The following is a 14,910-nucleotide window of genomic DNA, read 5'->3' on the forward strand; positions in this document are numbered from 1 at the left end:
GTCACTTCAGTTACCCCGATTCGCCGGGTGCAGGCGTTGCGCGGCATGGCGTACCTGTGCGCTGAATCCCCGCGCCGGGCGTTGCTCCTGGGCTTTTTCCGGTTTTTCCACCTGTGCCTGTCCGTGGGTCAACTCGGCGGCATCGATGGCGAACAGCGACGGGTCACTCAACAACCCGTCGGCACTCAGGCCGACGCGGCCATGCCGGCCAAGAATCCAGGCCATTTCCAGTTCACTTTCAATCCGGCTGTCACGCACGGCATCGGCGACGAATTGTCCGGGCACCAACCCCAGGCCATTGCCCAGCGAATCGCTGGTGAACTCGCCGCTGGAGCTGATGCGCAGGTTGCTGCCATCGGCATTCCAGGTCGAGAGCTCATTCAACCGGGCGTTACGCTCGACCACCGGCGTGACAAAGATCGCCGGTAACGGATCGGGGATCAGCAGGCTGCCGTCCGGCCGGGTGAGGTCGCGGTCGAAGAAGTTGCCCTGGGGTGCCGGAATGAACGGCGTGGCAATGTCCAGGGTGATCACCAGTTCCGCCTGGTCGCTGGCCCCGGCAAGATCATTGACGGTGTAGGTAAAGACGTCCTGGAGCACCAGGCCCAGGCCGGCGGCTGCCAGCACTTGGGGATTGCTCTGGTCGATGGTGTAGGTCCAGCTGCCATCGGCGTTGAGTACCAGGGTGCCGTAGAGGCCGAGGATCGGTTGGCCGATCACGCCCGTCGTGCCTGTGCCGCTTTCGGCCCCCGTGCGTACCCCGACCACTTGCAGTTGATCGTTGCCATCGACGTCGCTGTCGTTGGGCAATACATTGCCTGTGGCTTGTGGCGCCGGTGTCTGGTCGCTGGCGGTGGCGCTGTCGTTTTGCGCCACCGGGTTGTCGTCGGCACCCTGGATGACCACGGTCAGGCGTGCATCCGAGGTGACCCCGGCGGTGTCGGTCATGCGGTAGGTGAAGGTTTCGCTGAGGGTTTCGCCCGCCGTGCGCAGAGCCTGCACCACCGGGTTGTTGTTGTCGATCAGGTAGGTGTAGCTGCCGTCCGCGTTGATGATCAGTTGCCCGTAGCGTCCGCTCAGCACTTGCCCCGCGCCGGCGGACTGGCCGTTTTCGCCGGTGACGCTCAGCACCAGTTTGCTTTCGCCATTGGCCACGCCATCGACATCGCTGTCGTTGGCCAGCACGTTGCCCGTGCCGTTGCTGCCTGGCGTGCCATTGGCCACGCCGCCCGCTTCGATGGCGACAGAGTTATCGTCCCGGGCAATCGGCGTGTCATTGCGGCCATCGACGGTGATGCGCAACTCGGCCTGGCTGCTGGCACCGAAGACATCGGACAGGGTGTAGCTGAAGACGTCCGTCAGTGTCTGGCCGCTTTGACGCAGGGCCTGGACCACCGCGAGGCTGTTGTCGACGGTGTAGGTGTAGCTGCCGTCGGCATTGATCAGCAGGTCACCGTAAAGCCCGCGCAGCACAGTGCCCACGGCGCCGCCTGTGCCGGTATCGGCAAGCCCGCCGGTTCGAATCGCCGACACGTTAAGGGCGTCGCCTTCGGCATCGGTGTCGTTGCCCAGCACATTGCCCGAGGGGTCGATGCCGCTCTGGTTGTTGTTGAGCCCGCCAGCTTCCACGGCCGTCGACGCATCGCCACCTGCCACCGGCGCCGAGTTGCGCCCGCGGATGATGATGTGAATCTCCGCCAGATCGTTTTGCCCGCCAAGGTCGGTGACCTGATAGGTGAAGCGTTCATTGAGAAATTGCAGCGGCCCCAGCGCCAGCACCGTCGGGTTGCTGGAGTCGACGACGTAGGTGTAGTTGCCGTCGGCCCCGATGATCAGTTGCCCGTAGAGTCCGTTGATCAAGGTGCCGTTGGTGTTGTCGGTGCCTGGATCGACGGCGTCCAGGGTGCCGCCCGCCGCTTCGGTGCCGAAGCGGATACCTGTGATGTGCAGGCTGTCGCCCTGATCGACATCGGTGTCGTTGGGCAACACGTTGCCGGACGGATTGACGCTGTTGCCCTTGCCGTCATCGGCGACCGCGAGGGCCACGTCGTTGGCCGCCACGGGGGCATCCCAGGCGCCGTCGATGCGGATGTCCAGTTGGGCGACATCGGTGGCGCCGGCGGTGTCGCGCATGCGGTAGGTGAAGGTTTCCACCAGCGAATCGCCGACTTTCAACGCCTGGACAGCGGCCAGGTTGTTGTTGATCACATAGCTGTAGGTGCCATCGGCGTTGATGGTCAGGGTGCCGTACAGGCCATTGAGGGTTTGCGTGGTGCCGACCGTGGTGAACGTGCCTGCGGCCGCTTTGTCGCCACCGCGGACATCGGTGACGGTCTTGCTGTCGTTGGCGTCGACATCGCGGTCATTGCCCAGCACGTTGCCGGAAGGGTTCAGCCCCGGCGTGGCATTGGCGGTGCCGCCGGCCTCGACGGCCACCGTGCTGTCGTCCGCCGCCCGCGGATTGTCGTTGGCGCCGCGGATGATGATGGTCAGGGTGGCGGTGTTGCTGGCACCAAAGAGATCGCGAACCTGATAAGTGAAGGTTTCCGTCAGCACGTCAAAAGGCGTGCGCAGGGCCTGGACCCGCAGGTTGTCGTTGTCGACCAGATAACTGAAGGTCCCGTCGGCGTTCAACGTCAGGGTGCCGAACTGGCCGACCAGACCACTGCCGAGCACGCCGACCGAGGTCCCTTCGTTGTATCCCGTCACGCTGAGCCGTTCGGTATTGCCGTCGACGTCGGTGTCGTTGAGCAATACGTTGCCGAAAGGGTTGGTCCCTGCGGTGCCGTTGTTCAGGCCGCCGGCCTCGAAGGCGATGCTGATGTCGTTGCGCGGGATCGGCGTGTCATCGCGGCCGCGAATGTCGATGTTCAAGGTGGCGCGATCTTCGGTGCCCGCGGCATCGATCACCGTGTAGCTGAAGGCATCCACCAGGCGTTCGCCGAACCGCAACGCCTGGACTTCGGCCATGTTGTTGTCGAGGCGGTAGCTGTAGCTGCCATCGGCATTCAGGGTCAGCCAGCCATAGGTGCCGCGCAGCTCGCTGCCCAGGGTGCCGGCCGTGCCGGTGGCGGCTTCGTTGCCGGTGCGCAGCGAAGACACCGCGCGGGTCTCGCCGTAGTCGTGGTCGGGCAGGTCGGCGGGCACCTCGCCGCCGTCGACGTCGGTGTCGTTGTCCAGCACATTGCCAATAGGGTCCAGGCCGGGCTGATTGTTGTTGGTGCCGCCGGATTCAATGGCGATGGAGGTGTCGTCGGCGGCGACCGGGTTGTCGTTCTGGCCGCGGATCAACACGATGATTTCCGCCGAGTCGGTTTCCGGCGTCGGGCCGGTGTTGTCGCTTTCGGTGTAGGTGAAGCGCTCCAGCAACAAATCGACGCCACGGCGCAACGCCTGGACATCCGCATTGTTATTGTCCAGCGCGTAGCTGTAGCTGCCGTCCGGGAAAATCGTCAGCGTACCGTACAGGCCGACAACCACCGTGCCGCCGGCATTGACTGCGATGGGCGTGCCTGTGCCGCCTTCGGCGCCGGCCTTGATCAGGGTCACGGTCAACGGGTCGCCATCGGGGTCGAAGTCATTGGCCGTGGCGTCGCCGGAAGGATCAAAGCCCGCGGTGCCGTTGGCCACGCCACCCTGTTCGGTGGCAATGGCAATCACGTTTTGCGCCACGGGTGGATCGTTGATGCCGTGCACGGTGATGACCAGTTGCGCGGTATCGGTCAGCCCGTTGGTGTCGGTGATCCGGTAGGTGAAGAACTCGGTCAGGGTCTGGCCTGCCGCGAGCGCCTGGACGGCGGCGTTGGTACTGTCGACATCGTAGAAGTACGAGCCGTCGGCGCCGATGCGCAAGGTGCCGAACAGGCCGGTCACCACCGTACCGTCGGCCGAGGTGGTGCCGGTGGCGACGCCACTCAGGACATCGATGGCCGGGTTGTAGGTGGCCTCGCTTTTATTGATCACGCCGTTGACCAGCAACTGGCTGCTGGGCTGGTCGACGGCGTCGACGTCACGATCGACGCCGTTATCGACAAGCCCCGGGCGACTCGGGAATTGGACAACGTTGCCGCTCGGGTTGCTTTCGCTGGAATTGACGTTGGAGGAGGCCGCCTGTGCCTCGGCCTGGTCATCGCTGGCGACCGGATTGTCATTGGCCCCCTGCACCACGATGCGCAACTGCGCCACGTCGTCGAGGCCGCCGGTATCGGTGAGCCGGTAGCTGAAGAATTCAAGCAGTTGTTCACCGGCGCTCAGGCGCTGGACGCGGATGTTGTTGTTATCGACCACGTAACGATAACTGCCATCGGGGTTGATGGTCAGGGTGCCATACAGACCGGCCACGCTGGTGGCGGCGGCAACCGGCGTGAAAGCGCCCGGCACCACCTCCGGGATCGGACGGATGCCCGTCACGGTCCTGGTTTCGCCATTGGCCGCGCTGTCCACATCGGTGTCGTTGGTCAGCACATTGCCGACTGCATCGCTGCCCGGGGTGCCGTTGGCCACGCCTCCGGCTTCGACGGCAACGCCATTGTCATTCACGCCCGCCGGCGTGTCGTTGGCGCCCTGGATGGTCACGGTCAACGTGGCTGTAGCGGTCGCCCCGGCGAGGTCCCCGGCAACGTAGTCGAAGCGATCGGTCAGGGTCTGGCCGGACAGGCGCAGGGCCTGTACGGCGGCGTTGTCGTTATCGACGACGTATTCGTAGGAGCCATTGCTGCCGACCAGCAACTGGCCGAATTGGCCGTTGATCACCACCACGCCGACCACCGGGGTCTGGATGCCGGCGCCGGGGCCGACCGACTGCACGCTCAAGCGGTCGGCATTGGTGTCGATATCGACATCGGTGTCGTTGACCAGCAGATTGCCCCGAGGGTCGACCCCGATGACCGAGTTGTTGGTACCGCCCGCTTCAACGGCGATGGCGCTGTCATCGACCGCCACCGGCGGGTCATTGACCGGGGCGAGGATGATTTGCAGGGTGTCGGTGTCGCTCAGGGCATCGCCTGCTCCGCCGGGCAAACCATCGCCGTTGGCATCGCCATAGTTGCCCTGGTCATTGCTGACCACGGTCAGGGTATCGGTGCCATTGAAGTCCAGGTTGCCCAGGTAACGCAGGCTGGCCAGCGCCGTGTTGAGGTTGGCCAGGGTGCCGGTCAGGGTCAGTGTGGTGGTATTGGTCCCGGTTACGGTTACGCCGGGGACGGTTGCACCGAGGGACAAGGTGCCGTTGAGCACACTCAGGATCACGCTCAGGTTGCGGTCGGCGGCATTCGGGTCGCGGTTGGCGTCGACGTCGGCGACGCTGATACCACCAATGCTCAGCGGCACATCTTCCTGAGCGTTCTGGGTGCCGGGCAGGGTGTTGACCGGTGCATCGTTCTGTTCGACATAACCGGCATTGGCCGCTTGCGTGGCGGCATCGCCCAGGGTGATGGTGATCTGCCCGAGCGTTCCGGCATCGGTGTCGACCCGCACGCGCAAATCGCCCAGCGGCTGCGGGTAGCTGACCAGCCCGGCCGGCACATCGATGCGGAACACGCCCAGCGGCAGCACACCGAAACGGTACTGGCCGTTGGCGTCGGTGACGGTGGTGAATGTCAGGTTGTCGGCTGTAGTACCCAGCTGGCCGTCGACGCCGGCCCAGGTCAGGGTGACGGTCTGCCCGGCCAGGCCGGCGCCGTCGGGCGTGGCGCTGGCGGTCGGCGACGCGGTGTCGTTCCACAGGGTGCCGGTGATGACGCCGAGCCCGGCGTTGTCGCGCAGGATGTACTGGTTCGGGCCTACGGTGCTGCCGGTGCGCTCTCCGTTCACGCTGCCGTCGATGCCGACAAAGTTGCCGCCCCAATTGGTGAAGTCTTCGGGCAGGCTGCTCCAGGTCAGGGTGGCGTTGCTGCTGGCGACTATCGAGGCGTTGGGCAACGTGACCTGATAGCGCACCTGAATCTGTGCGCCCACGTCCAGTTGGTCGAAATCGACACTCAAGCCGCCGGTGGTGCTGAAGCTCACGCCCGCCGGCAGGTTGCCGGGGCCGAAGGTGGTGCCGTTGATGCTGACGCTGAGCAGGGTGTAGTTGCTGCCTCCGGCAAAGCTGTCGCTGACTCGCGTATCGAATGCCGGCAGGCCGCCGTTCTGAGTGAAGCTCAGTTGCACCGTGGCGCTGCCGGTGGTGCCGCTCGGGTTGGGGTTGAACGTGACGATCTGTTTGTCCAGGCCACTGAAGCTTGGTTCGACGATGCGTTCGAAAACCGTGTCGCTGTTGGCTCGGCCCGCGCCATTGACGATCTCATGGGCCGAGACAGCCAGTTGCGCGCCGCTGATGTTGCTGGCGGTGTTGCTGACCCGTACGTTGAACTCGATGGCGATGCCTTCCAGATCGTCGTCGTCGGCGCTGTTGACCACGTTGCCGAGGTTGAAGGTCACGACCTGGCTGCCGTCGGGATTGGTCACCACGGTCAGGCGGCTCGGGTCGAACACGCCATTGGGCGCCAGCCCCGACAGGTCGGGCGTGATCGGCAAGGCCTGGGGACTGTTCTCGTTGCCATTGACGTCGAGCGTGCCGCCGACGATCAGGTTGGCGTCACTGCTCAGCCCGCCATTGGAAATGAACGCGATGCGCAACGCATTCACCAGGGCGTCGGGTGAAATGAACTGCAGGCCGTTGGCCAGGGTGATCTGAATCTGATAATTGGGGTTGTTGCCCTCGGGGACCAGTACCACCACCCGATAGCGAATCACTTCGCCGATGGTCACCTGTTCCTGGGCGGCCGTGGTCGGGGACGGTGCCGCCGTGTCCGGCAAACCGCCGACCCGGGAGATCTCGATGGACTGTGCCACGGGCACGATCAGGGTCGAAGCATTGCGGTAGTCGTTGAGCGTGCCGCCGTTGATCAGGCCATCGACCCCGGTGCGTTCGCCGCCTTGCGTGCCGTCCAGGCTGGTCCATTGCACGGTTGCCACGTTGGCGAAGTTGGAGGCTGCCGCTGCCGTGGAATTGACCACGCCGGTCACCTGCAAGACGATGCTGCCACCCTTGGTGATGTCGATATTGGCGCCGTTGGCGGTGCGCAACTGACCGCCGACGATCTCGAACCCCACGCCGCCATTGTTGGTGGCGCCGTTCTGGTACAGCACGCCCACCAACGTCAGGTTGCTGAGTTGGGTCGGCAGGTTATCGAGAAAGCTGATGTCGAAGGCATTGAAGTCGCTGGCAGCGCTGCCGTTGCTGATGGTGATCGTGAAGCTGACGGTGTCGCCCTGGTCATAACCGCCGTTGCCGGTGGTCGAGGTCAGCGCCTGATTGATCTGAAGGGTGGGCTCGCGCACGATCACCGAAGGCCGGCCACCGGTGAGCGCGACAGTGCGATCCACCGCGACATTGCCGTTGGCGGTGCTGCTGTCCGGATCGCTGTAGACCAGTTGCGCGTTGTTTTGCCGGGAAACGTTCGCCTGGTTGCCGATGACGTTGCTGGCCACCAATTGCACGCGAATCACGAAGGTGTTGTTGCCGGTCTGGTTGTCGGCCGAGGCGCTGGACACACTGAAGGTCCAGCGCGCATCCACGCCATCGCCACCCTGGGTGCCGCCCTGTCCGGCGAACCCACTGACCAGCACACTGCCGGCGAAGTCCGCACCGAGGGCGCCGCTGCCGGTGCGGGTGGTGATGATCTGGTAGCCCAGGCCGCCGTTGAAGGTGGTGTCCAGGCGCATGCCCGCCGGGATCAGGTCGTCGATGCGCAGGTTTTGCGTGCTGCCTTCGGGCAGGGTGATGACGATGTCGTAGCGCATGCTTTCGCCGATCACCAGGTCGCTGCCGGTGGTGTGCCCGGCACTGGAGTCGCCATTGTCGAGCGTGCCGTCGGCAAACACTTTGCGAATGGCCGGCGCGGCGATCTGCTGGTTGGCAAGGTCGCTGAGGTCGCTTGGGGTGAAATCGGTGCCGCCATCGACGCTGGCGTAATTGCTCAGGGTCGCGGTGGACTGCAGGGTGCGGCTGGCCTCGATGGAGTTGCTGACCGCCACGTCGTAGCTGATCACCACCAGATTGGCGCCGCTGGTGTCGGCGGCGGTGCCGCTGCGTCCGGCCAGAAGCGTGGCCTGGCCGCCGGCATCGAGGAAGGTGATCTGGTTGCCGCTCACGCTGTAGTCGGTGCCCAACACCAGCAGCGTGCCGTCACCGCGATAAATCTGCAGGTTCGCTGCCGCCAGGCTGCCGCCGACGAAGCTCAGGCCGGTCGGCAGGGTGATGCTGGTGCTGACATCGAAGGCGCCGCCACCGCCGCTGTTTTCGATCGCGGTGACCAAACGCAGGCGATCGCCGCCGTCGATGTTGGTGATGTTGCCGTCCACAGCCGCCAGGCTGGTGACGCTGCCATTGAAGGGCACACCGGTGCTGCCCGGCGGGTTCCAGCTGCCGGTCGTGTTGCTGACGGTGCCGTTGGTGCCGGAGACCACGCCGTGCTTGATGTTCAGCACCGGCTCGGCCACGGACACAATCACCGCGACGTCGGAGGAAATCAGCGTACGGTCGGTGAGGGTGGTTTGCTGGCTCTATTGCGCCAGTACGTCCAGCGAGCGCTGGTCGGCAAACGGCTGGTCGCCCACGCGCACGGTGAAGCGGATGACGATGCGGCTGCCGGTGGTGTCGGCCGTGGCGAAGCTGCCGAAATCGAAGACCACCGAATTGCCGTCGGCGCTGGTGACGCTGATCACGCCGCCGGCATTGGTGTTGCCGGGGCCGAGCTGCCATTGGCCGACATCGCTGCCCGTGGCCCAGGTCACGCCGCCCACGTTGAACAATGGCAACGGCAGATACGCCGTGAGCTTGAACTGTTCGTAATCACCGGTGACCAGGTCGTAACTGAGCTGGAACGTCACTTCATCGCCAGGGCGCAGTTCACCGCTGGTTGGCGGGGTGCCGTTATTGACCTCGACCACGCTGATATCGACGACGCTGGTCGGGATCACGCTGGTGGTGGCGGAATTATCGGTTTCGCTCTGGCCGGTGAGGTTGAGCGGGTCTTGCAGCAGGGTGCCATCGACCACCGCACTGTTGCCCAGTTCATCGCCTTCATTGATTTCCGGCTGCGGGTTGCCTGAAGGCGGCTTGTAGGTCTGGCCGACGATGGCCGAATAGCTGAGCACCGCCAGCATCGCGCCCTGCAGTTGATCGTCAAACGCCAGGTCGCCATTGAGCCAGCCACGCAAGGCAAACGAATCGCGCAACGACTGGGCAATGTCGAACGCCATCGACGTGCTGCCGTCGGCGTTGTTGACGACGGTGGTCACCAGGGTAATGGACTGCTGGACGCCGTTGATGGTGACGGTCAGGGTCGGCGTGCCGGTCAGCGTCTGGCCATCGCTGAGCTGATCGCGAATGATCAGCTGACCGCCGTTGAAAATGTCCTTGCCGAAGGCGAAGTAGTCGGAAACGGCCAGGTTCAGGCTGTACTGCAAGGTATCGCCGGGGGTAATGCCGGTATGGCCGATATCGGTCTGCACGGCCACGGTCTTGAGCAGGGTGATCGATTTGGCGATGAAATCCGTGGGCAGCCCGGTGCCGCTGAAGTCGATGGTCGTGTTCGGTGCGGTGACGTCCCGAGGGTCAAGCGGTACCCATTGCCCGGAAGCACTGGGGGCGCCAAGGGTGATGGTTACATCGTCGCCGGTGACCGGGTTGATGATCGGCAGGCCGTTGGCATCGACCTCGGGCACATAGAACGCGACCACGGTATCGGTCTTGCCCGTCAGGCTGGCATAGGTCACGGAGAACGAGTCGATGAATACGTCGTTGGCGGCGATCAGCACGGCGATTTGTGCGGCGTTGGTGACCACCGTGCCATCGTGCAGGGTGATGGACGTTACGCGTCCGCCGGGGCCCGGGGTAATGGCGGTGACCTGGACATTGTCCGGCAATGGCTGGGTCACCACGACGTTGGACAGCGTCTGGCCCGGGGCCGGGGTCACGGACAGGGTCAAAGTCCGACCATAGTTCGGGCCGGTGGCGGTTTCACCCTCGGGGGTGTTGAGGACTTCATCGAAGGTGATGACGGTCGGATGCACCACAAACGCGGCCGTGCCGGCCTGGATCAGGCTCGGGTCGTTGGTCGGGTTGTCCAGGGCGTCGTTGCCGAACTGGAAGCCGCCGCTGGTGCGGATGGTCAGGTCCGGGGTGCCATTGGAAAAACTGGTGTCGGCCAGGTTGCTCAGGCTCGCGTTGATCTGTACCGGGATGACGGGTTGCCCGTTGGTGACGCTGGCAAACGGCAGCTCGATGACCACCAGCGTGTCGCCGGCGCGCATCCCGTAGGTCGATGCGTTGACGATCAGGAAATTGCCGTTGGCGTCCTTGGCCAATGGGTGAGTGGCGTTGCCGTTGGCGTCGAATGTCACCGAGTGGGTGATCAGGTTCTGGCCCAGGTAGCTGGCGGAAATGAAGTTCACGCCGTCATTGCCGTCCCGTCCGGTGGTCGGCAGCGCCAGGTTGATGAAGGGGGCAAAGCCGGCTTGTGTGGACGGGTTACTGAAGTTCACGGTGAACGAGAAGTTGTCGCCCAACAAAACATCGCTGCCAGCGGTGGGCAAGCTGGCGGTCGGTGCGGCATCGGCGAGCAAGCCGTCGAAACCGGCCATGGCGGCGCTGCTGATCGCGATGCTCTTGTCGATGTCGCCGACCCGGGTTTCCAGCGCCCAGTCGCCACCGGCTTTGGTGCTGCCGGTGTCATTGCTGGAGGCGGCCACATCGGCGCCGGTCCACCGCGCCAGTTCGGTGACCAGGGTCTTGCCCGCCGCCCCGGCACCAATGTCGCAACCATAGAGCTGGATGTCCGCACCCTGGGTCAGGTTGCTGCGCCATTGTCCGAGGGTCTGCCCGAGCTGGTCGACGTTGTCTGCGGTTATGGTGCGGTTGCCGAGGGTGAATTGCCCGGCGGCACCGTGGGACATGACCTGGATCGAATCGACTTTGCCCAGCTGCGCCAGTGCCGCGGAAATCGCCGCCAGGCCATCTTCACCGGCGTTGACCACAATGGCGGTGACGTTGCCGGGCAATTGGGCCAGCAGTTGATCGCGATTTTCGATACGACTGTCCAGCACCAGCAGGCTGCGCGCCGCCGATGGGGCCTGCTCGGTGGCGGCACGACCTTCAGTGGCGGTGGCATGAGGAACCGCGGCGTCGGCCGCTGCCGGCGTGGCAGTCGGGTCGCTGTGGTGCTGATCGGCCGCGGCCGAAGCGGCCGCCCCGTCGAAAAGAATCCGCGGTTCCAGCGCCAGCGCCTGGCGCTGTGGACGCAAATGAGAACCGAAAAATGAACGCCCTGACCCTTGCATAGTGAGGCCCTCTGACTACGCGGTTAACCAATCCATTGATACCAAGCCCACTACTGGACAGAGTGAGCGTAGGATGTTTCTGTAGCTTTTCCAGTGTGTTAGCGAAGCTTTTGAAATTCCCGGGAAGGGCTCCGGGAATTTGGTGTTGGTGGCTTTTTGGAATCGCGCGGGGGCAGGCAGGGCGGGGGGATGTTGCGCAGGGTGCGTTGAGCGACCGGCAAGGCCGCTCGGTTGTAGCGGTATTAGAAGAGCATATAGGCCGATGCGGTCGTCTGGTTCAGGTTGATCTCGCCAACCTCAAGGACTTCGTATTCCGCGCGCACGCCGATGTTGCGAAAGACATCGAGCTCCACGCCGACGCCGTAGGTCAGGTCAACCCCGGTATCGTCGTCGGTCGCATTGCCGTCGGCGTCCCAGGCGTGTGCGCCGACACTGCCGAATAGCCGCAACCGGTCACCCAGGGGAAAGCCGACATGAGCGGCAGCCTGGGCCGACTTGCCGTCGAAATCGACATTCTTGTCCTTGAATTGACCGAGATCGACGTAGGCACCCTCGAAGGCCAGGTAGCTGTTGACGCGATACCCTGCATAGACCTTGTAGCTGGTGTCATCGTCGTCCAGCCTGGACTCGTCTGCCTGGATGTTGCTGACGCCGGCCCCAAGATATAAACCTTTGTCATCGGCGAGCGCCTGAAAAGACAGCAGCGATAGCAATGAAGCGAAGCCAAGGTTTCGAAGTAGCATGTGTGGTGGAGTCCTTGTACAGGTTTGTCAGGTGTTAGGGTTCGGCGAGCATTTGAGGGACCTCGGGGGGCTAATAGAAGTCATTGATTGATATTTTTGCGGCGCCAGGCGGGATGTTGGCCGGGCATTGAAAGTAGCGTCTGGCCAACGCCTGCACCGGCAGGGCCTTGCAGAACAACCAGCCCTGGGCCAATACGACGCCCTCCGACACCAGATGCGGCAATTGCTCCGGATGCTCGACTCCCTCGGCCACGACCTTGAGCCTTAGCGACCTGGCCAACCGGGCAATGTGGCGCCACAAGGCATCCGTGGCAGCGATCTTGTCGTCTGCGATGAATGAGCGATCTATTTTCAGAATGTCGAACGGCACCGAGTCCAGCAGCGACAGGTTGCAATAGCCGATGCCGAAGTCGTCCACGGCTATGCGATGACCGCTGGCACGCAGCCTGCGCAATTGCATGGCGGCGGACTGCTGATCGAGCAAGGTTCTTTCGGTGATTTCAAAGGTCATGGCGCGCGCAGGCATGCGATAAGTGGCGAGCAGGCCGGCGACGAAGTCAGGGAAGGTCGGGTCCTGAATATCCCGGGCGGACAGATTGACCGTAATGTAGAAGTCCTTGCAGGCCCACAGGTAAGTGCTGTAGTCCTCCGCCACCTGGCGAATCACCGAGTGCGTCAGCTTGCAGATCAGGTCGGACTTCTCCGCCAGCGCAATGAACACGTCCGCCGGCACCGGGGTGCCGTTGTGGTCCCAGTGGGAAAGTGCTTCGGCGCCTTCCAGATAACCCGTGTTCAAATTGACGATAGGCTGATAGTGAACACCCAGCACGTTGGCTTTTATGGCATGACGAAGGCGTACGGCTGTCGAGGTGTAATGCCGCTGAGTACAGCTTGCGAGCAAGAGCAGTACTGCGAACACGCACGCAAGGCCGATGAATAATTTGAATCTGAGACCTGTCAGCTCGCTCAGCGGAAGCGAAATGACCGCGATCAGTTCATTGCGGTTACCCGGGAAACCGATGAAAACCTTGTCTGCTGAAATGACCAGATCTTCAAGATGGAACGGCTTCAGCATCTTCAGGGGGCTGGCGCCAGTAGAGGCAATGGGGATGGCGCCGCCGGGGCCGATGAGGTCCAGTTGCAGGTCCTGGGGAAACTTCAGGTTGTCGAGCAGGACCTTCTTGTTTGCCCATACGTAGGTTGACTGTTCCGACACGATGATAAAGTCGGCGTCCGCAGAAACGGCGTGGCCGGTATCGATCCAATAGGTTCGCTTGCCAATGGAAAACTTGCGCTTCTCGTCCGCGGCCGGTATCGACGGGAGCTCTTGTCCGTAGGAGGAACAGATCTTGCCATTGGGCAACTGGATTGCCGCCTGATCAACAAACCGCAGGTTTTTGACCAGCTCGGCCAGTCGCCAATATTGCTCCTCGGAGCATTCCTGACCTGAGCGATCCAGCTCGCCGAGGTTTTCCAGCGCCTTGTCGATCTGCGCATTGGGCTCCACTCGGGCCACACGCAGATCGGTATAAACATTGTTCAACTTGCGTGCAATGAACGACTCAGCCATTGCGCCAGCACACCACCATGCGGCCCAGCCCGCTGCGGCAATCAGGCATACAGCGATTGCGTGCCTGGCAGATAACGCTTTATAGACGGCAACCATCGAAAGACCCCGAGTATCGTTATTTCACTGTGCACCTTGCTGCTGCGGTTGAACGTCTTCAGTACCAGTCAATGACCCATGCCAACAGAATGCCGCTGACATAGGCGGTCATGCACAGGATGATCTTCTGCTTGAGCGGCAGTGTGTTTATACGAAGGTGCATGCTTATCTCCTTGGGTGGGAAAACAAGCAATTGTCGGGGGCTGTCGTTGATCAACGAAAATCATTAATCATCATTTGCGGGGCTTGACCGAGTTACGCCTTGCCGTTTCTGACGGTGTCTCTCCATAAGCAATCTGATACGCCCTGGAAAACCGCCCCAGATGGTGAAAATTCCAGAACATCGCGGTTTCTGTCACGGTGGGCCACGTGTTGTTGATCAGATCGCGACGGGCACTGGCCAGTCGCAAGTTTCTGATATAGGCGATCGGCGACATTCCGAAGGTTTCAATAAAGCCGAAGTGCAGGGTGCGAGTGGTGGTTTCAAGCTGCCTGACGAGTGACTTTATATTGAGTGTTTTTTTCGTGTTTTCGTGAATGTACTCGATAGCCTGTATCGCCACCTTTCTTCTTGTCGGGACTTTCCGGTTGCAGCTGCCAGCGGGTGTCAACGACTGCAGCAGAGAGACAAGTACCGCGGACGCACAGTCGTTGACTTCGACGCAGGAAGCGCTGATGGCTTGAATGGCTGACTGTACGAGCTGGAAGTTTTCAGCCTGGAAGCTGTGTTGTGTCCTGTTGGCAAGTACATCCACGACAGGGTGACGTTGGCGGCACTGCTCATACAACTCGAGTGTCGTGGTAATGCTGAAGACTGTTTCATTCGGCTCGCAGGTGTAATGCACCTGTTCATCGCTGAGCAGTACCATGATTTCGTTGGGCTGCAGTTTGTGATTGTTTACCACCGGGCGACCAATCGGCGCCTGCGAGATGGCGAATGTCACGAAACCTGCAGGGACCGAACTGACCAGGGTGACGGACGAGTCGAACTCAAGACGGCTGCACTGGAGTTCCGGGCTGTGAAACAGCTTGTGTTGCCGAATGCGCGCCTCATGTTCGGTCGGGATCAGGCTCATTTCCCATTTGCCTATTGTTCGATTCAATAGGCTTGGCACGGCAGTGGACAAATGAAAGATTTCATCGGGCGGTGCGATACTCATGGAATTGAAAACTCAG

Annotated in this window: 3 protein-coding genes and 1 pseudogene; all 4 read right to left on the minus strand. The window is 62.5% G+C overall.

Annotated features, from left to right (window positions below):
- Positions 1–6: 6 nt before the first annotated feature.
- A pseudogene (locus tag AB4O16_RS00405) lies at positions 7–11,325 on the minus strand (VCBS domain-containing protein).
- A 242-nt stretch (positions 11,326–11,567) separates the two neighbouring features.
- Positions 11,568–12,068: an outer membrane beta-barrel protein gene (locus AB4O16_RS00410; protein ID WP_160388683.1), complete on the minus strand. Its 501-nt coding sequence runs from the start codon at positions 12,066–12,068 to the stop codon at positions 11,568–11,570.
- Positions 12,069–12,138: 70 nt separating this feature from the next.
- Positions 12,139–13,734: an EAL domain-containing protein gene (locus AB4O16_RS00415; protein WP_460156696.1), complete on the minus strand. Its 1,596-nt coding sequence runs from the start codon at positions 13,732–13,734 to the stop codon at positions 12,139–12,141.
- Positions 13,735–13,967: 233 nt separating this feature from the next.
- Positions 13,968–14,894 carry a helix-turn-helix domain-containing protein gene (locus AB4O16_RS00420; RefSeq protein ID WP_460156697.1) on the minus strand — a complete coding sequence of 309 codons (927 nt, stop codon included), beginning with the start codon at positions 14,892–14,894 and terminating at the stop codon, positions 13,968–13,970.
- Positions 14,895–14,910: the final 16 nt, after the last annotated feature.

This window comes from Pseudomonas sp. S2_H10, assembly GCF_054668285.1.